Below are 21,874 nucleotides of genomic sequence, written 5' to 3' on the forward strand. Positions count from 1 at the left end.
TATTTTCCTTGTTTATTTACTTAGGGTGTCGAGAGAAATTCTTGACACCCTTACTTCTTCATAACAATTAACTTATATAAATCTCTCCTCCTCCGACAATCAATGCAAGTTTCCCTCGCTGCAAAATTAATCTGTGACTAAATCGTACATGACAATCAGCCATCCAAAATGATTTTTCAGACTGCTCATTTTTTGTATGAGTCCGTACAAATAGGGAAACATAATTATAAAAATATTGATTAGGTTGTGTTGATAGTTGATGAAGAAGTTATTTGTATTTTTCAGTTTATTAATGTATCTGAACCAGCCTTTTGTGAATGCTTCCACGATTGATTTTCCTTTTTCTAATAATCAATCCATCAACATCGAGATAATTGATCCCGAATCAAAGGAGATAGTTCATTCCTTTCATCCGTATGATTATGACATCGAATTAGACTTAAATATCTTTAAAAGTGAAGTGGAACGATGGATTCATGAAATTGAACCATATTACTACAAAGAAATGTCCCTTGATCGAATTGATGAAGATGGTGAAATTATTAAAGGTTCCCCAAGAATTGAAGTCAATACTACACAGTTGTTAGATGAAATATTAAAGCGCTCATTTACTGGTGGAAAGATTGAAATCCCATTAAAGATTACTGATAGCAACTATCGACTTACTGATGTTCCTCATTTAAAAGAAGTTGTACTCGCTTCCTTTACTACATTCTTTAATCCAAATAAAGCAGGGAGAAGTAAAAACATCGAGATTTCAGCTGCAGCTATTCATAACATCATTGTTGGCAGCGAAGATACATTTTCCTTTAATGCAGTCGTTGGACCTAGAGAAATTGCTTACGGTTATCAAATAGCACCTGAAATCGTGAATGGAAAATTGGTAATGGGAATTGGTGGAGGCATATGTCAAACATCTTCCACATTATTTAATGCTGTTGATCAGCTTCCAATTAAAATTATCGAAAGACATCATCATTCCATGGATGTTGGATACGTTCCAAAAGGAAGAGATGCTACGGTTTCATTTGGAGGCTTAGACTTCCAATTCCAAAATACAACCGGAATCCCTTTTCTCATTCAAGCTTATTACAGACCTGGGGCGATTACGGTTGAAATCAGAACTTCAAAAGAATATGAGGAATTATTGAAAAATGAATTAATGGAATCGGAACCAAATTCTTAAGCAATCCCAGATGCATATTTCATATTATTCGATTCACACTAATACTGAATTTTTTGAAGGAGGAGGAGCATTCAATGGCAAATCGAAAACCGAATCCAGACAATCGTTCAAACAACGTAGAACGATTACAAACAATGGTGAAAAATACAATTAAAAATATTCATGAAGCAGAAGCAAGTATGGAATTTGCAGGTCCTGAAGAAAGAGAAAAAATTAGAGAAAAGAATGAGCGTCGCCGTAAAGCAATCGAAGGTTTCCGTGAAGAAATTAAAGATGAAGCTGCTGCTCGTAAAAGAGGAGAAGTATAAATTCGTGAGAAACTGGCAAAAGGCCAGTTTCTTTTTTATTTGAATATGATTGCTTTTTTTATTTACTTGTACTAGATTTTATGCTATTTACATTTAATTTTGATAAAATAATGAAGTGGATAATAGTTAAGTATGTTGGGGAGGGACATTGCATATGAATATGGTTGAAACGCTCGTAAATCAAAGCCGTAATGTAATGGATCTAATGAAACAATTAAAAAAAATTGCTTCAGTCAAAGGAAAAAAACGTACCGAATTAATTGAAAAATTTACTGCTAACCAGCATTCATTTAATGTTTATACATATGCAAGTGAGGAAGCGAGACAATCGCAACAAGTAGAAACTCTTAAAGTGAAATTAAATGAATTTAGTAGCCAATTTGATGCTGCACGCTATGAGATGGATGGAGAAGTAAATGAAGAACAGGTAAACCTATTATATAATGAAGTGTTAAATGCATATAACGAAATGGTAATAGCACTTGGATACGAAAAAGAAGTTATCGATATAAAAAAATTTTAAAGTAAAAAAGAAAGTGGATTTTTTGATCCACTTCCTTTTTTTATTTTTTATAGTCGTAAATTAATTCATCCGTTTTTGAATCAATAGAAACATATAAGTCATGATTATTGAAAAACCATTCATCATCTTTTTCAACATAAAAATGGATGCCATCTACAACCGTTTCAACCCCAATATTATGAGGCTTTTCACGGTTCATTCCTAAAGAAAAAGCTTCATGGAAAGGGGAAGAACCACCGTAACGAGCGTAAAACCTTATGTAATCACCTGATTCTACTTCCATTTCTTCTTTGAACCAAGCCAACGCTTCATCCGAAATAATAATTTTCATTTACGCCAAATCCTTTCGAAAAACATTATAACCACTTAACTTTCGGTTCCGTACCTTCTTTGATGCGTTTGATATTGGATTTATGTCGATAAAATATAAAAGTTGCTAAAATCAATACTAAGATAAATAATGCGTAATCACCAGTAAGTAACCAGTAAATAATGCTATAAATCACGGCTATGACAGATACAACCATTGACGATAAACTAACAATTTTCGTCAGTTTTAAACTGATGAAGAAGCCGATGATTAAAATTATAAAAAACGGCCATGAATAACCTAACAATACACCGCCTGATGTTGCCACAGCTTTTCCGCCACGAAAACCTGCAAAGATTGGGAACATATGTCCAACCGCGGCTATTGCTCCTAAAATAAGAGGATGTACTATCGTATCACTGAAAAACGGAAACATTGGTAGTATCGTTGCTACTGTACCTTTTAAAATATCCATGATGGTAACAACCATTCCAGCTTTTTTTCCTAATACGCGGAATGTATTTGTAGCACCTAAGTTACCACTTCCAAATTCTCGAATATCCGTTTTATAAAAAATTTTTCCAATCCATAATCCAGACGGAATCGAACCGATTAAATACGCACAAATGACTGCTATTACATTAATCATACCAAGATTCCTTTCAAAATAAACGTTTTACTATTAGCGATAATCATTTTACACTTTTTCTCTTATAAGAGAAAGGTCATTTTCGCTTTTTTCTATTATTCGCGAAAAAATATAGTACAGTGGAAGGAAATCATATGTTTAATCGTGAATCAAAGAAATGTCTTCATTTATTATATATGTTATCCTTTGTAAAATAAATAAAGCGATTGTGTTGGCAAGTATATTTATTAGGCAATCTTTTATTTTTAAGATGAAAACAGTACAAAGTACACTTTATGAAAAATTTTCTTTTTTCTTTTCAAAAATTTGTTAAAATGAAAAGGATGCTCGAATGTACTAGTGATTGACAGATGGAACGATTCTCTGTACGATTAGTGATACAGAACGGATGTTTGTATTTGGAGGGATTTAATTTGGCAATAAATCAAACAGGGATCACATATGATGCCGATGCCATTCAAGTATTAGAAGGTTTGGATGCTGTACGGAAACGTCCAGGGATGTATATTGGATCCACTGACAGCCGAGGTCTTCATCACTTAGTTTATGAAATTGTAGATAATGCAGTGGATGAAGCCCTTGCTGGATTTGGTTCACATATCATCGTCAAAATCCATAAAGATCATTCCATTAGCGTTCGAGACTACGGTCGTGGAATGCCAACAGGAATGCATAAATTAGGTAAACCAACACCTGAAATAATATTCACTGTGCTTCATGCTGGTGGAAAATTTGGTCAGGGTGGATATAAAACAAGCGGTGGTCTACACGGTGTGGGATCATCCGTTGTAAATGCTCTATCTAAGTTTCTTGAAGTAACGATTTATCGTGATGGTCAAATTCATCGCCAACGCTTTGAAAATGGTGGAAAACCGGTAACAACCCTTGAATTAATTGGGACGACAAAAGAAACTGGAACACTCGTTCACTTTTTACCGGATGATACGATATTTTCCACAATAAAATTTAATTATGATACATTAGCTGAACGATTACGTGAATCAGCTTTTCTCTTAAAAGGTTTGACAATTGAACTGATTGATGAAAGGGAAGAAGGAAAGCGGGAAGTATTTTGCTATGAAAACGGAATTCAAGCATTTGTTGAATATTTAAATGAAGAAAAAGATGTCATCCATCCAGTAAAATATGTGGAAGGCAATCATGATGATATAGAAGTAGAATTTGCCTTCCAATTTAATGATGGGTATTCCGAAACTATTCTTTCCTTCGTCAATAATGTTCGTACTCGAGATGGCGGGACTCATGAAACTGGTGCCAAGTCTGCATTAACTCGTATCTTTAATGAGTACGCACGAAAAGTCGGTTTATTAAAAGAAAAAGATAAAAACCTTGAAGGTACCGATATAAGAGAGGGACTTTCCGCCATCATTTCCGTTCGAATTCCAGAAAGGTTATTACAATTTGAGGGCCAAACAAAAAGTAAACTCGGAACTCCCGAAGCCCGCACTGCTGTAGAATCTGTTTTATCAGAAAAATTGTTATATATTTTAGAAGAAAATGCAGAATTATCCGCATCTCTTGTTCGGAAAGCAATTCGAGCTGGACAGGCGAGGGAAGCAGCGAGAAAAGCTAGGGAAGAAGCACGAAACGGTAAAAAGGGCAAAAAAGCTAAAACAATTCTTTCTGGGAAGTTAACACCTGCCCAATCTCGCAATCCCGAAAAAAATGAATTATACCTCGTGGAAGGTGATTCTGCAGGGGGATCTGCAAAACAAGGTCGCGATCGCAGGTTCCAAGCGATATTGCCACTCCGCGGTAAAGTTATTAATACAGAAAAAGCAAAACTTACGGACATTATGAAAAATGAGGAGATTGCTACCATTATTCATACAATCGGAGCCGGAGTAGGTCCTGATTTTAATTTAGAGGATGTGGCTTACGATAAAATTATTATAATGACCGATGCAGATACTGACGGTGCCCATATCCAAGTTCTTCTACTGACATTTTTCTATCGTTACATGCGCCCATTAATTGAAGCTGGAAAAGTCTATTTAGCTTTACCACCGCTTTACAAAGTGTCAAAAGGCAGTGGTAAAAACGAAGTTGTTGAATATGCTTGGACCGAAAATGAATTACAAGAAAAAATTAAAAAAGTAGGGAAGGGCTATGTTATCCAACGCTATAAAGGTCTCGGCGAAATGAATGCGGACCAATTATGGGATACGACGATGAATCCTGAAACGAGAACACTGATTCGTGTAACGATTGAAGATGGCGCCCGTGCAGAACGTCGCGTTACAACTTTAATGGGTGATAAAGTCGAACCTCGCCGTAAATGGATAGAATCCAATGTAGATTTTGGTATGGAAGAAGATACAAATACTTTAGTAACCGATTTCATCCAACATAAGGAGGAAGAATAATGGCGTCAACCGAACGATTTCATGAATTGACTTTAGAAGACGTGATTGGTGATCGTTTTGGTCGCTACAGTAAATACATCATTCAAGATCGAGCGATCCCCGACGCTCGAGATGGATTAAAACCTGTGCAACGTAGAATTCTTTATGCGATGTATAGGGAAGGGAATACCCATGAAAAACCATTCCGAAAATCTGCGAAAACAGTCGGTAATGTTATTGGTAACTACCATCCTCATGGGGATTCATCCGTATATGAAGCAATGGTACGACTTAGCCAAGATTGGAAAGCTCGCTATCCGTTAATTGAAATGCATGGAAATAACGGTTCGGTTGATGGTGACCCCCCAGCAGCAATGCGTTATACGGAAGCGCGCCTTTCCGTTGTAGCTGCAGAAATGCTAAAAGATATTGATAAACAAACAGTCGATTTCGTTCCAAACTTTGATGACCAAGACACTGAACCGACTGTGCTTCCTGCTAAACTTCCTAACTTACTTGTAAACGGTGCTACTGGTATTTCTGCAGGTTACGCAACAGATATACCACCTCACAACTTGTCAGAAGTATTAGATGGAATATTGATGCGTCTAGACCATCCAAATTGTACTGTAGATGATTTAATGACAGTCATAAAGGGGCCTGATTTTCCTACTGGTGCAATCATAGAAGGGATTGATGGCATTAAAAAAGCCTATGAAACAGGCAAAGGAAAAATTATTATTCGCTCCAAAGCAACAATAGAACCCATTAAAGGTGGAAAAGAGCAAATTGTCATCACTGAAATCCCTTATGATGTGAATAAAGCACAACTTGTAAAGAAAATTGATGAAATGCGTTTTGACAAGCGTTTAGAGGGGATTGCTGACATTCGAGATGAATCCGACCGAACAGCAGGACTCCGAATTGTTATTGAATTAAAGAAAGATATTGATGGAGAAGCCATTTTAAACTATCTATATAAAAACACAGACTTACAAATCACATATAACTTTAATATGATTGCTATTCATAATCGGCGTCCAACAATGATGACACTTCCATTAATGCTAGATGCATATATCGATCATCAAAAGGATGTTGTAACAAGAAGGACGAAATTTGACCTTCAAAAAGCAAAAGATCGATTACATATCGTTGAAGGTTTGATAAAAGCTTTATCCATTTTAGATGACGTCATTCAAACAATTCGTTCTTCTAAAGATAAACGAGATGCAAAAAACAATTTGCAATCGAAATTCCAATTTACTGAAGCACAAGCAGAAGCAATTGTTAACTTGCAATTATATCGTTTAACAAATACAGATATTACGCAGCTCCAAAAAGAGCATGAAGAATTACAAAAAACAACAGAAAAACTATCGAAAATATTAAGTAGTGAAAAAGAATTAATTAAGGTCATTAAAAAAGAAATCCAAGAATTGCGTAAAAAGTTTGACGAGCCTCGACGTTCCACTATCCAAGCTGAAATTAAAGAAATCAAATTGTCTCTAGACGTTTTAGTGCCAAGCGAAGATGTTGTCGTGACTGTTACAAAAGATGGTTATGTAAAACGGACAAGTCTACGATCTTATGCAGCGTCAAGCCCGGAAGATATTGCAATGAAAGAATCGGATTATTTACTATTTGAAGAGACATTGAATACTCAACATTACCTATTAATTTTCACGAATAAAGGTAACTACATTTATCAACCAGTTCATGAATTGCCGGATATTCGTTGGAAAGATTTAGGTCAACATATTTCAAGTATTGTTCCGATTGAAGAAGGCGAAAAAGTAATAGGTGCTATTGGCGTTGAAAACTTTGATGATGAAAACTTACATGTATTAACGGCATCAAAACAAGGACAAGTGAAGCGTTCGAGTCTAGCTGAATATCAAGTATCTCGATACTCCAAACCAATTAAGTCAATGAACCTAAAAAATGACGATGAAATGATTTATGCAAACCTTGTATCTTCCGATAAGGATGTTATCCTAACATCATATTTAAGCTATACAGTACGATTTAACATGGAAGAAATACCGATTACGGGTGTCAAAACAGGTGGGGTTAAAGGCATCAATTTAAAAGATGATGATATATTAGCCGCAGTTAATGTAATTGAAAAAGATGCTAAACAAGATGTACTTGTCGTTACCCATCGAGGTGCAATCAAACGGATGAGTATTTCCGAAATCGAACGAACAGGCCGAGCTAAACGTGGTCTTGTCATATTGAAAGAATTAAAAACAAATCCTCACCGTATCTTTAACGTTTTGGTTGTTAATGAAGAAGATTCGGTACTTGTAGTAACGAAAAAACAAGTACAAGAGAAATTTGCAATTTCTGAACTCACTAAAGCAGATCGTTATTCAAATGGTTCATTGAAATTCGATATAAACAACGATGGTGAATTATTATTTGTAAAAATTCTCAAACCTATTCAAGAAGTTATAAAGGATTTATAATCAATAAGAACATAATATTGTGGATGACTCTATTATGGAGTTGTCCACTTTTAAATTGAAAAAATTTCGAAAACGGTTTACTATTGTTATCATCGTTTATTTTGGGGGAATCATTATGGGGAAATTAGTGTTATCCATTGAACATCGTTCGAAAGGAATGGCGTTAGTAATTCTTGCTGCATTGTTTTGGGGAATATCCGGTACTGTTTCCCAATATATGTTTCAACATTTACATATCAACACAGAATGGTTTACAACTGTTCGGTTACTACTTGCTGGATTGTTATTATTAATCATTGCTTATAATAAAGAAGGAAAACATATTTTTGACATATGGAAACAAAAAAATGACGCCATTCCATTAGTCATTTTCGGAATATTTGGTATGATCGGTGTTCAATATACATATTTAGCTGCTATCAAACACGGAAACGCGGCAACAGCAACGGTTTTACAATACTTAGGTCCAGGATTAGTGACAATGTATTATCTTATTATTGCCAAACGTCTACCAACATTAAAAGAACTGATTGCAGTTTTTTCAGCACTTTTTGGAACTTTTTTGCTTGTCACACATGGAAACTTTCAAACATTAACGATTTCAAAAGAAGCTTTTTTATGGGGGATTCTGTCCGCCCTTGGTTTAGCATTTTACACGATTTATCCAATTAAATTATTAAAAAAATGGGGATCCTTTATTACCATTGGCTGGGGAATGTTAATAGGGGGAATCGTTTTTAGCATTATAAGAGCTCCTTGGCAATTTGAAGGACAATGGCATATTGAGGCAAACTTTGCTTTCTTATTTGTCGTTGTTTGCGGAACCGTTCTTTCATTTTATTTTTATTTAGATAGCTTAAAATATTTAAGCGCTTCTGAAACAAGTTTACTAGCTTGTTTCGAACCATTATCCGCAACATTAACATCAGTAGCATTCTTAGGGGTTGCTTTTGGATGGATTGATTGGATTGGATCGTTATGCATTTTACTAACAATAGTTATTTTATCGAGAGAGTAGGGAAGGGAACCTTCGAATTAAATAAAATGATAAAAAGAGGAAAGCTCATCTGCCTTCCTCTTTTTGTTTTGAGTAAAATGCATTGTTTATTTTTCTAATTGGTTTTGTTGTTAAAAGTCTTTTTATTGGCTTATTTCACCAACAAATGTGGCTGGATAAGTTGCTTCATCAAATTTATAAAGATACAATTTTGCGTTGATATTATCGCCTTTTTCATCAAAAGAAACGTCTGTTAAAACGCCTTTATAATCTTTGACGGATCGAACTGCTTCTGCTACTTCTTTTCTAGATGGTAACTCACCGTTATTGGCATGAATGGCTTTTTCTAATCCTTGTAAAAATACTCCCATTGCATCGTAAGCATATGCAGAATACGGCTCGATATCTTTATTAAATTTCGCCTTATAATTTTCAATAAACTGTTTACCTTCTGTTGTAGAGCTCGCATCTCCAGCAATATTTGTAATATACACATTTTTCACTGTTTCACCTGCAATATCGACAAGGGCTGAGGAATAGAGCGCATCTCCACCCATAATTGGAATTGTTATGCCTTTCTCACGTGCCTGTTTTATAAGAATTCCACCTTCGCCAAAAATACCTCCAAAGTAAATTAAATCAGGCTTTTTATTTAACACTAAGTTTAATACGCCATTGAAATCTTTTTCGCCAACAGTAATTCCCTCATACCCTACAATCTCAGCACCTAGATTTTCAGCTTCCTCTACAAAGGCGTCTGCCAATCCTGTACCATATGTTGTTTTATCTTGAATAACAAAAATCTTTTTTGCTCCCAATTCATTCACCGCATATCTTGCTCCTGCAGGCCCTTGATGATCATCTCTTGCAACGATGCGATTAACTGTTGTCAGCCCCCGATCTGTCACTTCTGTTGCTGTACTTGCAGGGTTGACCATTGTAACATAATACTTTTCATATATTTCGGAAGCCGCAATCGATACGCCAGAGTTATAATGACCGATAACGCCGTAAATAGATTCATCTGCTCCAATCAAATTGGCATTGGATACGCCTTTTTTTGGATCTGCCTGATCATCGTATGGTTCCAATTGTAATGTAAAACCCATTTCCTCAAACTTCGCTAATTCTTCCTCTAATTTCATTTGAGCGCCTAATTTGATGGCTTCACCAATGATAGCATTACTACCAGACATTGGTGCATGAGCAGCAATTTTGATGACTTTAGAATTTGTTGAATTGGAAGTGTTATTAGAAGTATTCGATGTGCTGGTAGAACAGCCTGCTAGTATTCCAAATAAGAAAAGCAAAGTTAAAATAAGAATGGTAGTTTTCTTCAACATTACATCCCTCCAAACCCGTCATATTCCAACAGCATACCAATTAAAGTTATTAAAGCTTTATGTGACAGATTTGTGATATATACCATCTAGCAATAAAAAAATAAAAATATTTCTACTATAATAAGAATTAAATAGAGAATAACAATTGGAGAAAAGAGTAGGGGAGTAATGGGGAAAAGATATGCAATTAAAAAATCCTTGAGTTATGAAACTCAAGGATCAAAGGGTTAGAATTAGTGAGAGACTTTATTAACGGAAATACCAGTTTGTGCGCGAACTTCAACTTCGCTATATTTTGCATAATCAGTTTCTTTAGATAAAATAGTTCCAATCCAACCGCAAATGAAACCAACTGGAACAGAAATAATTGCTGGGTTTGTTAAAGATACTAATGGCGTACCTACGAAAATCGCTTTACCTGGTTCTGGATTCCATACGTTTGGTGAAACTGCCACAAGAACTAAAGCAGTAATTAATCCACCAATGATAGCCCATACAGCACCATTAGAATTGAATCGTTTCCAGTAAATTGTGTAAATGATTACTGGTAAATTAGCAGATGCAGCAATACAGAATGCTAATGATACCAAGAACGCAACGTTAAGTGTTTGAGCTCCTAATGCAAGTAAAATAGAAATAACGGAAATTACTAATGAACCAATACGAGCAGCAATAACTTGCTCTTTTTCAGTAATTTTGCCTTTTTTAACAATTTGACCATAAATGTCATGAGATAGGGCAGAAGCACCTGAAAGTACTAGACCTGCAACTACCGCTAAAATTGTTGCAAAGGCAACAGCTGAAACGAATGAGAATAAAATATCTCCACCTAAAGCTTCAGCAAGTAATGGTGCAGCCATGTTACCAGCAGGGTTTGCAGCAACAATAGTTTCTTTACCAACGAATGCAGCTGCTCCAAATCCTAAGAAGATAGTTAATACATAGAAAATACCAACGATCCAAGTAGCCCAAATTACTGAAGAACGTGCAGTTTGAGCATCTTTAACTGTGAAGAATCGCATTAAAATGTGTGGAAGACCAGCAGTACCTAATACTAATGCTAATAATGTAGAAATTGTATTAATACCGCTCTTATAAAGCATACCAGGATTTAAATAAGCTTCACCTGCTTCGGTAGCAGTAGCCATTTCAGAGAACATTCTAATAATACTGAAATCAAATTTCAATAATACAAGAATCGAAATAATAGCAGTACCAAACATTAATAGAACAGCTTTAATAATTTGTACCCAAGATGTAGCAGTCATTCCTCCGAACAATACATAGATTGTCATCATGACGCCAACGATTAATACAGAAACCCAATAAGGAATACCGAATAATAACTGAATAAGTGCACCTGCACCAACAAGCTGTGCAATCATGTAGAACAATACGATAACAATTGTACTTAATGCAGCTGCTCCACGAACTTTTACCATATCGAAACGAGCAGTAATCATGTCTGCTAAAGTGAATTTACCTAGATTTCGTAAAGGCTCAGCAACAATATATAATACAACTAAATAAGCTACTAAATAACCGATGGAGAAGTAGAAACCATCATATCCATATAAAGCAACGGAACCTGCAATCCCTAAGAATGATGCAGCAGATAAATAATCCCCCGAGATAGCTAGTCCGTTTTGCCAACCTTTAAGGCCGCCGCCAGCAGTATAGAATTCACTTGCAGTGCTGGTTCTTTTAGAAGCCCAATAAGTAATATACAAAGTAACAGCAACGATAGCTAAGAACATGACTATAGAAGTAAGACTCATTGACCAGCACCTCTTTCGTATTCATCAATAATTTCTCTTGCTTCTTTGTCAAATTTGTTCGCTCTTCCAACATAGAAGTGTGCCAGTCCCCAAACCATTATAAAGAGACCAAATGAATAGAACCATACCCACGTAATTTCTCCAATTGCTTTTTGATGCAAAATTTCTGTGTACGATGTTAAAACTGGAAGAAGCATGTATAAGACAAAGAAAATTACTGCCATCGTCCAGAGAAATGAGTTTTTCTTTCTAGATAACTGTCTGAACGATTCCATTTTGGCGATTCTTTCGTAATCAATTTGCTTTCCGCTATCTTTCGCCATAAACATACCCCCTTATTTTTGATTTTTTTTGCTGCTTTGTGTGCGCAAAATTCTTTTTTAAGAATTTTACAATTTTAATTTTATTTAACAGTTCAAAAAATTGCAACAACTTTTTTCTATAAATATTCCAATTTTTTTTAGTAAAAAACAAGATTAAAAGAGAAATTTTTTTCAAAAGTTAAGAAATAAGCAGTATGTTAGAACTATTTATTTGACAATTAATTTACATATTTTCGGGATATTATAACAATGAAGGATAATGAAAAAAAACAAAAAATAGAAAAAAGGGAAAAAAAGTTAGGAACAATGACCGAAGAAATTGGTGTGAATAGAAGTTAATAATTATTGAAGGAATAACAATTATAGGAAAGTACAAGATCAACATATGTGAAATAATGATGATCCTATAAATAGTTATGTATAACTGAAACATTTTATTAATTTAACAGTTCATATTATTAAATTTTTATTAATTTAAACTAAGGTAAAATAAATACAGTTATTTCAATTCTGTCTCACTATTACAAGTATTCTTATATTTTGAGATTTAACTTCCGATAAGATATATTATGTAAACTAAAAACAGAAATAAAAAATTAGTTTATTTTCATTCCATAAAATATGAATTCTTTCCCACCCATTGAATAATCAATAAATGGTTGAGTATCAATTTGTTGGTTTCAAAAGATTAAGACGGATGATTAATTGTTTATCAAAAGTTTTATTTAATTTGACTTTCCACATGTATTTTTGCCAGTATTTTTCTACTTAATTGATTTACACACGAATCACCCTCAATAACACTTTACTTTTGATATTTTAATCCAATTAACCGTAAATATAAGTGATTTCCCAACATCAATCTTTACTTATCAAAACTAAAATTGATATGTTTGGCCACCTCTATATTATAAGTAGAAAATTTATTATCTCGAGAGAAATGCTACTGAGGTTTTGATCATTCCAGTGGCAGCAAAATATACTCCATCTCCATATTATATTTCGTTATAAATTGCTCTGGCTCTTTTCAGCAAACAATATTATATACTGTTCCGTATGTCATAAATAATTCTAAAATCAGACATTTCATTCATCGGAGATTTGCTTGGACTAAAATAAGTAATAGAGGATAGGTTATCAAATAATACATAATGTAAGATACAGATTTTTTCTATTTAACCTCTCTTCTGGGAATAATTATCTTTTAGAGCCCTACTTAGTAGTGCAATTGAACGGTCGATGTCAGCTTTAATCGTATCTTTGTAGGCTTTTACCTTCTCTTTGTCTCCCAGCCTATAAATATAAATCGTCTGCATTTCTGTTCCTTCTTTTGTTATTGGCTCCCTAACAACATAGCCCTCTTTTAACAACTCATGCAAGGACTTATAAATTTCAGATTTTGTTGGTTTATAACCGAGATCTTTAAAATGATTTTGTAATTCTTCTAATATTTGAAGTCCATAAAGTCTTCCCTTCTCTGCTGCATGAAGCATATAAAGTTTTAAGTAAGCTCTTTGTTTAATGACAAATGTACTTTTCCCCATTTTATCCCTCCATAATAGCTGTACGTGTTTTTACTAGATTTTAATAAATCGTTCGGAGCGAGTGTTTTCAATAAATAAAGGATTTTTCAGAACCATCCTCTATAAGAATATAATAAACGAGTTTATTGATAAAAGTAATATGGCCTGACGAACTTTTTGTCAGGCCAAACCACTTATGATATGATTTTAAAATTTCTCTCCAGGTCGAAATTTATTGCTTTATAAGCATCAAATGGCTACTAAAAATTGCTTTTCAAACGCACTTCAATTGTTCAGTTATCATAATAATGAGAGGATTTTATCTGAGATTGCTTGTTCAACATCGCCGCGCATCGATAAACTTTCCTTCGCAAAAGGTGCTAGTTGTTCGTTTGAACCAATCATCACGTTATGGAATGCATGTTCAAACATGGATATATCATTTGCATCATTCCCGAATGCAATATAAGTATTTTCCTCAATTCCCAATGACTTTAAAGCACTTCCTTTATGAATCCCCTTTGGACTAATATCTATTACATCTTCATTGCGATGTCTATGTACAAAAACTTCAAGTTTTAAGACCTGTTCAGATAATTTATCCATATCATTAGCTGTTAATAATAATACTTTTACAATTTTATCAAGAGAATCTATATTTACTTGTTTTGCTAATTTTCCTGGATCAATATTATGAAAAATTGGGTGTGTTTTCGGTCCAGTATAAGCATAATTCCATTCCCCATCAATCAAATAAGTAGCTTGATACAGATTAATCAGTTCTTTTAATTCTTCCACTACCTTCTTTGGAAATGTGTGACTTTTTATCACTTTTCCCTCTTTCCATATTAATGAACCATTTCCGCCTATCATTGTCAGATCATGAAATTCTTTATCTATTACAGGCAGCATATCACGAATGGGGCGCGCTGAAGCAAAAATGATTTCATGCCCTTCTTCCCTCAACTTTTTTAACGATTGAAGAATTGTTTTTGATATCGGTTGCCCATTAAACACAATCGTCCCATCTAAATCGAACACATATATCAATGAACTCACCTTTTCTATGGAATAATACCATTTTAATGGTAGACTAAAATAGAGTACTTGTAAATAGATCCCAACAACATCTTTGTTTATGTCATATACACTGCTTTTCGCTCTGTAGTTCAAATCAAAATACGCTAGTTACAGAAACTGTGTAACTAGCGCTCGACAAATTGAGGTCGCCTACATATTGCATTGAGACGCCCTTTATATTTTAATTAGATTATGCTCTAGCAATTGTTAAGTTAGTAGTATCTGTACTTAATAATCTTGTTGCTCCGCTAATGAAAGTTACCCAAACTAAGAAATTATCTTGGAATGCAATGAAGATTCCTTGTTGGTTTGAAAAACCATTGCCTCCTACCAAAATAGTGTCACCGAATTCTAATCCTAAATTGTTAAAGTGTTTTTCCATCACTTCATTCACCTCCATTCTTGAAGTTACTATAATAAATGCAAGTTTTAATAATTGATTTGAGTCATATGTACTAGAAATGAAGGAAAAAATTTCACATTTTTATAGAAAACATCTAACGTAAATCTCCTTCTACAAATGCCTATTCCTATTAAATAAAAATAATAACTACAGGCAAAATAACAGTAATTAGACAATCACTAACTTCCTGTATTATCTAAAATTTTTATATAATCCTTCAAATTTAATTGGAGTAACCATATCATTTTTACGTGCTAGTCCTTCCCCTTCCCCACTTCCCTTTTATCAACTCGAAAATATTTTCTTCAGCAATGAAAAGACTATCAATATTATTTAGGATGAATTTCCTCTACCTTAATTTTTTGATCTGCCCACTTGAGTTATATTGCCTCTCTTACAAATTTCGAGGAAAATTATTCTGTTACAAAACTAGCAACCTGGTTTTTCTAATCATATTTGCTGTCCCATTTAAAAACATTTTTTTAGAAGTTCTATTTTGAATAAAAAATCATCCAAACTTTCGTGGATGATTTTTTTATAAATGATCATTTTTTACTTAATTATTGTTCATGTTCAATCAAACAAAATGAAGAATTTGTTAAAATTAATAAAATTAAATGCAAATTATTCATGATTATGATATAACTTTCATAAACTTTACAAGATAGTCTATTCGTACATATACATGGAGATACTGTTGTTTTTTCCATCAATTTATTCAAACAATTTATTCTACGTTATTATTCCTAAAAGGGTATAATAACAATATGGAGGTCGAGCATGCTTAAAATTAAAAAAATCGAATTTATTAAAGCAATATATGATGAATCTTTATCTCATAATATTTTTTCAATTGCTAACATCTATTTTTCAAATTATCCGCCTATTCTAGGTGCGTTAATATATTGGAAGAAAAATAATTCGCGGTCTGAATTTACTCGTGAAGGCGAATATAAATTTTATTACAATCTTGATGATATTACTTATTTTGCTGCTGTAAAATTTCCAAAAAATACGAAGTTAACGAGAGATCAAAAACAAGAATTATCCTATATTTTATTAGACGAAAGAGGTTCCATCGGGACATATACCATCAAAACTCATTCAAGCCGTCGAAAGCGATTTAATCCGAAAAAAACCCTTGAACAATTAAACATACCTGATGATTTTGATGTCACGTCCATACCTGTTCATTACGGTCCGATTATTGATGAAACAAGTGCAGAAGAAATCCAAAGAGACAATCCGCATTTATCAAAGAAATTTATAATGGATTATTGCTACTGGAGATATAGTTTAATAAAGTTGCATCCAACGGAATTTGAGCCATATTTAAAATATGTAGATTTTGCTTATGTATGTTATGCATGTGATCAAATCACTGAAAAATATTTAATCGATCATTTAGATTTAGTAGATGTTGCCGCGCTGCAATATAATTATCCAGTACTCGCAAGACTAACTCCTTCATTTAAAAAATATATTGTTGACGAATTAATACGTAAAAAAGAAGAAATCAATCCTCATTTTGCAGATGAAATTGATGAATTTATTGAAGATGACACTTATTTTAGTGAATATGCAACCATTCATTTAATAGATGATGATGAATATGAGGAAGAAGAGGAAAAAATAGATTTCCAATTTTTTGAGTTTGATCGCGGTCCATTTAAATGGCCTGGCAGCGAACACATGGTAAAAGGGATTCCTTCCCTCGCTTGCCAGTTATATGATGACATGGGCTATAAAAAGCCAACAAATGAAGAAATGGATGAGCAATTTAACAAATACAATGCAAAACAAATTTCATTAATTAGTGCCATTTTAGAGCCCCATTGGTTAAACCGATATAAAGACCAAATTGATTGGAAAATCGTATGTTTATATAATAAACATTTAACGGATGAATTTTTAAATGAGCATATAGAATACGTAGACTTTGAATGCTTAGGAAACAATTTAAGTTGTGTTTTATCGGAAGAATTCATTGAAAAACATATGAATCAATTTAATCACGATAAACCGGTACCATTAATTATTCGCTTTTTAACAGAGCAGATGTATTTAAATCATAAAGATAAAATCAAAGTGAATTCCGACTTACTTTTCCAATACTATGATTGTATTGGTGCCCCGGAATACAATCGTATACTCGATTTATTGGATGAATAGCTTCATAATCTTTTTATTTGAACGCCATTTTAATGAAAATGGTGTTATTTTTTTACATACTGCAATTTTGTGCAAATAAATACCTCACTTGTTGTTACAAAACAAGTGAGGCTTTTAATCGACTTCAATTTTAAATATATCCAAATTATTAACCTCTTTCCTATAATCTAGCGATTTTATCTAATTATTTAACTTGTTCTTTCATTATTCGTGCATGCTCATTAAATCTGTCTAACTGTTCTTGAGACAAATGTTCGATAAAGTTAGTAAAATTGATTGGTTCAAGACCAAACTGCTCACATTTTGAAACATAATACTCATAGCCTTCTTGATAAATTGTCATACATATCCCCCTTTTATATTGTACTATAACAGCTATTTTATTTTGATTCTAATATAGTACAGTTTTAATTTTCTGTCAACGGTAAAATGAAAGACTTGTCTAATGATTTAAACAAGTCTTCGCTAACCTTATATGAGGTTTTTCACCATTTTTGCGATTGTTGCTCCATCAGCCTTGCCAGCAAGGAGCGGTTTTGCAATTTTCATCGCCTCGCCCATATTCATTCCTTTTGTAATACCTGCGTCCACTAAAATTTTGACAATTTCTTCTTCTGATAATTGTTTTGGTAAGAAGCTTTGTAATATTTCCAGCTTACGATTTTCTTTTTCAATTAAGTCTTCACGGCTCGCTTGTTTTGCACCCTCTAACGCTTGTTGAGTCTGTTTCAATTCACGATGAATAACCGCTACTTCTTCTTCAATTGAAAGTTCAGAGCCTTTTTCTTTTTCTGCTTGATCTAATGCAGATTTTAATAATGTTAGAACTCCTTTCGCCACAACATCTTTTTCTTTCATCGCTTGTTTTAATTGTTCAAAAACTGTTTTTTTCAACATAATTATGCTCCTTTATTGATGTTTTATGTATTTCATTATAATAAAAATATTCAACCATATTAATTAATAGACATTCATTGTAATGGCTAACACTACATTTAATATAAATATGTGCTCGATTGAGCTTGCAGTATCACTACGGCGATTGGAGCAGATGGTCATCACAATGTTTCATTTCTTTTTGTTCCTCCTCCCTACCCTTCACTAAATAAATTTGTCGATTATTTCTGAAAATTGTTTAATTTATTGTGAATATTGAAATAGCTGTAGGATAATTTACTTAATTCAAGTAATATGAAACTAATGTAAAGGAGGTATTGAGAATGCAAGTTCGTACGACGAGACTCGAAGAAGAAGAAGCAAAAATTGTCTATCAAGAAACAGCTGGTTTAGCCATTATCACCATTCATCGACCGCAATTAAAAAACGCTTTGACAGCAAAAATGTGGGATCAACTAGCAAAAATCGCTACGCAATCTATAAAAAATCCAAAAAATAAAGTATTAATTCTTCGAGGATCCGGTGAGAATTTTACTGCTGGTTCAGATATAAAAGAATTCAATCGCATGTCATTAGAAGAAGCTGAAGAGGCCTTTGTTCGAATGGAAAATACAATCTCGACTATCGAAAACTTACCACTCCCTACAATTGGTGTCATTAACGGTCCAACGATGGGAGCAGGTCTTGAGCTTGCATTAGCTTGTGATATACGAATTGGTTCTGAGAAAGCTCGCATGGGAATTCCGGTTGGGAAGCTCGGCATTACATTGAATAATAAGTTTGCAAAACGACTCGTTGATTTAGTTGGCCCATCAACGACAAAAGATTTTGTTTTCACTGGCCGTACATTTAAAGCAGAGGAAGCATATAGAGTCGGTATGTTAAACTACTTAGTACCTGAAAAAGATTTAACCCGTTTCTCTATTCGATTGGGAAAACTAGTGGCGAGCATGTCCCCTGCTTCATTACTGGCGGTCAAAAATTCGGTAAAAGAGTGCGTTAACTCAACTCCAGCTCTATGGCAAGGCTCCACGTCTTTTGTCGATCCTGAGGATTTTCCTGAAGGAGTACGTGCTTTCGTTGAGAAACGAATGCCTCAGTTTAGACGGAAAAACTAAAGCTTTGTGGGCTTTAGAAAAATCATTAGTAAATCCAAATCACGGCTATCGATTCCCTTTCGCCTAAAATCAATAACTGCAAGTAGATGTTTTCATATAATTCACACAAAATGAATAGTAAGACTGTCCGAAAAAGTATTGTAGTTTTTGGACAGTCCTTTACATTATTCCTTTAATAAAAATTTGCATTTGCATTGGTTCAAATTCAAAATGGCGTTGAAATTCAATGGAAATCTGCTTTTGCAATTCTTCGATAGCATTGACCACATCGTAATGTACTGGTGCTTTCATCTGAAGGGATATATAAATGTTGGGCGTCAATTTCTTCATTGTGAATTGTATAGAATCTACTTTCGCGATAACCGGATAATTCGAAACAACATAGTGAATTAAATCAATAAAAACATTCGGTGATATTTCAATTGTTTGACGATGAAAATCAGGTTGAACAATCGTCGTTTCTCCTAATTTCACCCGATTCTTTGAAAAAATATCAAACCCTTTTTGAATAAAACGTTTAAAAAAATTTTGCTCTACTTGACGATAAGGAATGGGCATTAAATGTTTACCTTGAGTCGAGCGAATAAATTGAGCTAATTTAATCTCATTTTTCGATCGTATGTTATCAATATAATAAAACTGTTGAATTGGACCAATGTTCAATTGTTCAGCAATTTTTTTTGTCATTTTATCGCTCGTTCCAATAATTAAAATCGATTGAATATGATGTTTTTTTATTGCATCCATTACTTCTTTTCTATGGAATTCATCTTGAAAGATCGCTCTTCGAATAGCTTTTATCGTATTTTTTTCAAATTTTGCTGAAGTACCTGCAATTTTTTGACCGTTCTTAATTAATAATCCATCATCAATGATTGCTTCAATTCGATGATCATGGGCAAACTGTAAAGCGCTCGTGCTTTTTCCAGAACCGCTTGGACCACTTAGGGAATACACTCTCATATTTTCATCTCCAAAACTTTTATTATTTTTCTTGTATCATAAACAAAATTGTTAATTAAATCAAAAAACTTAATATTTACTGTATTGAAGAAAGATTAAAAGTATTGAAAGATATGTTAAAATATTTTTTAAATTCGAATTCGTCAAAATTAAGGAGTGTTATTATTGAATATTGTACCTTCTAAGAAGATGTCATTATTCCAACCAGCAATATTCGGTCAATTAAAGGATCATGCAAAAACATATCAAGAAAAAGGAATGAAAATGATTGATTTGAGCCTTGGAAGTCCAGATCTACCACCTCATGAAATGCTTCGGAATCACATGGCGGAAAAAAGCAAAAATCCTGCTGCCTATGGGTACACATTAACAGGAACAATGGAATTTAATGAGGCAGTTGCACGCTATTATAAGAGAGTCAATAAAGTAGATGTTAATGCCGAGTCAGAAGTTTTACTCACAATGGGTTCTCAAGAAGGACTAGTTCATTTACCAATCGCCTTTTGTGAGCCTGGCGATATCGTTCTCACGACAAATCCTGCTTATGTCGCTTATATTGCCGGCATTCACTTGGCAAGTGCCCGCCCCTACTACATACCATTAAATAAAGAAAGAGGGTTTCTTCCAGAATTAACAGCAATTCCTGAAGAAATTGCCCAGCAAGCGAAATTGCTTATTTTGAATTTACCAGGAAATCCTGTTCCGGCAATGCCTACTATCGAATATTTTACGGAAGTTGTAGAATTTGCAAAAAAATATAACATTATCGTCCTACATGATGCGGCCTACTCAGAATTTTACTTTACTGGAGAGGGACCAATCAGCTTCTTAAATGCTCCAGGTGCAAAGGATGTTGGAATAGAAATCAATTCTCTATCAAAAAGTTTCAGCTTAGCTGGCGCCAGAGTAGCTTACATCGTTGGCAATAGAGAAATGATAAATATTATGAAACAATTGAAATCAAATTTAGATTACGGTATTTTTGAACCGATTCAATCCACTGCCGCACTTGCTTTAGACAATTCGGAAGTTATCACTGATCATTTACGTAAGACATTTGCTGAAAGACATCATGTCATTACAAAAGGGCTAGAAAAAATCGGTTGGGAATACGCCCCATCAAACGGAGGGATGTTTGTTTGGGCGAAATATCCTTATTCCATTGATAGTGTGTCTTTCGCATTTAAAACTATAGAACAAGCAGGAGTAATCATGGTCCCAGGAATTACATTCGGATCTGAAGGAGAAGGATATGTACGCATTGCCCTCGTTCAAGAAAAAGAATTATTAGAGGAAGCGATTGAACGGTTACGCGAATTAAAAATTTAATATTATTCGAATTGATAAGCTATCATTCACTTGAATAGTTGAATGATAGTTTTTCTTTATTTAGAGCAGCGTTTATTACTTTAGTCATGCGAAGATATTTCTTCTAAAAAATAAAAAACCGGCTAATAAATAGCC

The 21,874-nt window shown here is 33.8% G+C and carries 20 protein-coding genes; 9 read left to right on the plus strand and 11 right to left on the minus strand.

Annotated elements, in window-relative coordinates; translation table 11 throughout:
- Positions 1 to 259: 259 nt before the first annotated feature.
- The 3 genes from UtA1_RS11370 (at position 260) to UtA1_RS11380 (ending at position 2,017) form a co-directional block, all read left to right on the plus strand.
- Complete coding sequence (locus UtA1_RS11370) at positions 260 to 1,186, plus strand: VanW family protein (RefSeq protein WP_232019950.1); 927 nt, start codon at positions 260 to 262, stop codon at positions 1,184 to 1,186.
- 74 nt (positions 1,187 to 1,260) lie between these two features.
- Entirely contained in the window at positions 1,261 to 1,494 is a 234-nt protein-coding gene (tlp, locus tag UtA1_RS11375; protein ID WP_016838095.1) for a small acid-soluble spore protein Tlp, read from the plus strand.
- A 154-nt stretch (positions 1,495 to 1,648) separates the two neighbouring features.
- Entirely contained in the window at positions 1,649 to 2,017 is a 369-nt protein-coding gene (locus tag UtA1_RS11380; protein WP_016838096.1) for a hypothetical protein, read from the plus strand.
- Positions 2,018 to 2,057: 40 nt separating this feature from the next.
- Here the strand turns inward: UtA1_RS11380 and UtA1_RS11385 are convergent, their stop codons facing one another.
- Both UtA1_RS11385 and plsY read right to left on the minus strand, forming a co-directional pair.
- On the minus strand, positions 2,058 to 2,348 hold the full coding sequence (locus UtA1_RS11385; protein ID WP_016838097.1) for a HesB/YadR/YfhF family protein: 291 nt from the start codon (positions 2,346 to 2,348) through the stop codon (positions 2,058 to 2,060).
- A gap of 25 nt (positions 2,349 to 2,373) precedes the next feature.
- Positions 2,374 to 2,976: a glycerol-3-phosphate 1-O-acyltransferase PlsY gene (gene plsY / locus UtA1_RS11390; RefSeq protein ID WP_016838098.1), complete on the minus strand. Its 603-nt coding sequence runs from the start codon at positions 2,974 to 2,976 to the stop codon at positions 2,374 to 2,376.
- Positions 2,977 to 3,389: 413 nt separating this feature from the next.
- Here plsY and parE point away from each other — a divergent pair, with 413 nt between their 5' ends.
- The 3 genes from parE (at position 3,390) to UtA1_RS11405 (ending at position 8,831) form a co-directional block, all read left to right on the plus strand.
- Entirely contained in the window at positions 3,390 to 5,363 is a 1,974-nt protein-coding gene (gene parE / locus UtA1_RS11395; RefSeq protein WP_096551116.1) for a DNA topoisomerase IV subunit B, read from the plus strand.
- Complete coding sequence (gene parC / locus UtA1_RS11400) at positions 5,363 to 7,813, plus strand: DNA topoisomerase IV subunit A (protein ID WP_096551117.1); 2,451 nt, start codon at positions 5,363 to 5,365, stop codon at positions 7,811 to 7,813. Before parE ends, parC begins: the two co-directional genes overlap by 1 nt.
- 115 nt (positions 7,814 to 7,928) lie before the next feature.
- The gene (locus UtA1_RS11405) at positions 7,929 to 8,831 is read left to right on the plus strand and encodes a DMT family transporter (RefSeq protein WP_096552512.1); all 903 of its coding nucleotides are present in this window, start codon (positions 7,929 to 7,931) and stop codon (positions 8,829 to 8,831) included.
- A gap of 122 nt (positions 8,832 to 8,953) precedes the next feature.
- Here the strand turns inward: UtA1_RS11405 and UtA1_RS11410 are convergent, their stop codons facing one another.
- From UtA1_RS11410 to UtA1_RS11435, 6 genes are all read right to left on the minus strand, one after another.
- Complete coding sequence (locus UtA1_RS11410; RefSeq protein ID WP_096551119.1) at positions 8,954 to 10,153, minus strand: branched-chain amino acid ABC transporter substrate-binding protein; 1,200 nt, start codon at positions 10,151 to 10,153, stop codon at positions 8,954 to 8,956.
- Between the two features lie 233 nt (positions 10,154 to 10,386).
- Positions 10,387 to 11,931 (minus strand): solute symporter family protein, encoded by a 1,545-nt coding sequence (locus UtA1_RS11415; protein WP_096551121.1) that lies wholly within the window; start codon positions 11,929 to 11,931, stop codon positions 10,387 to 10,389.
- Positions 11,928 to 12,254 carry a DUF485 domain-containing protein gene (locus UtA1_RS11420; RefSeq protein ID WP_016838104.1) on the minus strand — a complete coding sequence of 109 codons (327 nt, stop codon included), beginning with the start codon at positions 12,252 to 12,254 and terminating at the stop codon, positions 11,928 to 11,930. Before UtA1_RS11420 ends, UtA1_RS11415 begins: the two co-directional genes overlap by 4 nt.
- A gap of 1,175 nt (positions 12,255 to 13,429) precedes the next feature.
- Entirely contained in the window at positions 13,430 to 13,798 is a 369-nt protein-coding gene (locus UtA1_RS11425) for a helix-turn-helix transcriptional regulator (protein WP_096551123.1), read from the minus strand.
- A gap of 279 nt (positions 13,799 to 14,077) precedes the next feature.
- A complete protein-coding gene (locus tag UtA1_RS11430; protein WP_096551125.1) occupies positions 14,078 to 14,827 on the minus strand; it encodes an HAD-IIB family hydrolase in 750 nt (249 codons plus the stop codon).
- Between the two features lie 220 nt (positions 14,828 to 15,047).
- Positions 15,048 to 15,242: a hypothetical protein gene (locus UtA1_RS11435; RefSeq protein WP_016838108.1), complete on the minus strand. Its 195-nt coding sequence runs from the start codon at positions 15,240 to 15,242 to the stop codon at positions 15,048 to 15,050.
- 798 nt (positions 15,243 to 16,040) lie between these two features.
- On the opposite strand from UtA1_RS11435, the gene UtA1_RS11440 reads away from it, so the two are divergent.
- The gene (locus tag UtA1_RS11440; protein WP_096551127.1) at positions 16,041 to 17,432 is read left to right on the plus strand and encodes a nucleoside-diphosphate sugar epimerase; all 1,392 of its coding nucleotides are present in this window, start codon (positions 16,041 to 16,043) and stop codon (positions 17,430 to 17,432) included.
- A gap of 184 nt (positions 17,433 to 17,616) precedes the next feature.
- Here the strand turns inward: UtA1_RS11440 and UtA1_RS11445 are convergent, their stop codons facing one another.
- The gene (locus tag UtA1_RS11445) at positions 17,617 to 17,775 is read right to left on the minus strand and encodes a hypothetical protein (protein WP_016838111.1); all 159 of its coding nucleotides are present in this window, start codon (positions 17,773 to 17,775) and stop codon (positions 17,617 to 17,619) included.
- A 128-nt stretch (positions 17,776 to 17,903) separates the two neighbouring features.
- A complete protein-coding gene (locus tag UtA1_RS11450) occupies positions 17,904 to 18,329 on the minus strand; it encodes a GatB/YqeY domain-containing protein (protein ID WP_096551129.1) in 426 nt (141 codons plus the stop codon).
- A gap of 323 nt (positions 18,330 to 18,652) precedes the next feature.
- Between UtA1_RS11450 and UtA1_RS11455 the strand changes: the two genes are divergently transcribed.
- Positions 18,653 to 19,447, plus strand: coding sequence for an enoyl-CoA hydratase/isomerase family protein (locus UtA1_RS11455; protein ID WP_096551131.1), 795 nt, complete (start codon positions 18,653 to 18,655; stop codon positions 19,445 to 19,447).
- 159 nt (positions 19,448 to 19,606) lie between these two features.
- Here UtA1_RS11455 and UtA1_RS11460 read toward each other — a convergent pair whose 3' ends face one another.
- Positions 19,607 to 20,410 (minus strand): ATP-binding cassette domain-containing protein, encoded by an 804-nt coding sequence (locus UtA1_RS11460; RefSeq protein WP_096551133.1) that lies wholly within the window; start codon positions 20,408 to 20,410, stop codon positions 19,607 to 19,609.
- Between the two features lie 165 nt (positions 20,411 to 20,575).
- Here UtA1_RS11460 and UtA1_RS11465 point away from each other — a divergent pair, with 165 nt between their 5' ends.
- A complete protein-coding gene (locus tag UtA1_RS11465) occupies positions 20,576 to 21,739 on the plus strand; it encodes an aminotransferase class I/II-fold pyridoxal phosphate-dependent enzyme (protein ID WP_096551135.1) in 1,164 nt (387 codons plus the stop codon).
- The last annotated feature ends 135 nt before the right edge of the window (positions 21,740 to 21,874 follow it).

The sequence above is a fragment of the Ureibacillus thermosphaericus genome (assembly GCF_002370195.2).
Taxonomy (GTDB): domain Bacteria; phylum Bacillota; class Bacilli; order Bacillales_A; family Planococcaceae; genus Ureibacillus; species Ureibacillus thermosphaericus.

Excerpts from the sequence above, each read along its gene's own strand:
- UtA1_RS11370 (WP_232019950.1), top strand. The coding sequence starts at position 260 with ATGAAGAAGTTATTTGTATTTTTCAGTTTATTAATGTATCTGAACCAG.
- tlp (WP_016838095.1), top strand. The coding sequence starts at position 1,261 with ATGGCAAATCGAAAACCGAATCCAGACAATCGTTCAAACAACGTAGAA.
- UtA1_RS11380 (WP_016838096.1), top strand. The coding sequence starts at position 1,649 with ATGAATATGGTTGAAACGCTCGTAAATCAAAGCCGTAATGTAATGGAT.
- UtA1_RS11385 (WP_016838097.1), bottom strand. The coding sequence starts at position 2,348 with ATGAAAATTATTATTTCGGATGAAGCGTTGGCTTGGTTCAAAGAAGAA.
- plsY (WP_016838098.1), bottom strand. The coding sequence starts at position 2,976 with ATGATTAATGTAATAGCAGTCATTTGTGCGTATTTAATCGGTTCGATT.
- parC (WP_096551117.1), top strand. The coding sequence starts at position 5,363 with ATGGCGTCAACCGAACGATTTCATGAATTGACTTTAGAAGACGTGATT.
- UtA1_RS11405 (WP_096552512.1), top strand. The coding sequence starts at position 7,929 with ATGGGGAAATTAGTGTTATCCATTGAACATCGTTCGAAAGGAATGGCG.
- UtA1_RS11410 (WP_096551119.1), bottom strand. The coding sequence starts at position 10,153 with ATGTTGAAGAAAACTACCATTCTTATTTTAACTTTGCTTTTCTTATTT.
- UtA1_RS11415 (WP_096551121.1), bottom strand. The coding sequence starts at position 11,931 with ATGAGTCTTACTTCTATAGTCATGTTCTTAGCTATCGTTGCTGTTACT.
- UtA1_RS11420 (WP_016838104.1), bottom strand. The coding sequence starts at position 12,254 with ATGGCGAAAGATAGCGGAAAGCAAATTGATTACGAAAGAATCGCCAAA.
- UtA1_RS11425 (WP_096551123.1), bottom strand. The coding sequence starts at position 13,798 with ATGGGGAAAAGTACATTTGTCATTAAACAAAGAGCTTACTTAAAACTT.
- UtA1_RS11440 (WP_096551127.1), top strand. The coding sequence starts at position 16,041 with ATGCTTAAAATTAAAAAAATCGAATTTATTAAAGCAATATATGATGAA.
- UtA1_RS11445 (WP_016838111.1), bottom strand. The coding sequence starts at position 17,775 with ATGACAATTTATCAAGAAGGCTATGAGTATTATGTTTCAAAATGTGAG.
- UtA1_RS11450 (WP_096551129.1), bottom strand. The coding sequence starts at position 18,329 with ATGTTGAAAAAAACAGTTTTTGAACAATTAAAACAAGCGATGAAAGAA.
- UtA1_RS11455 (WP_096551131.1), top strand. The coding sequence starts at position 18,653 with ATGCAAGTTCGTACGACGAGACTCGAAGAAGAAGAAGCAAAAATTGTC.
- UtA1_RS11460 (WP_096551133.1), bottom strand. The coding sequence starts at position 20,410 with ATGAGAGTGTATTCCCTAAGTGGTCCAAGCGGTTCTGGAAAAAGCACG.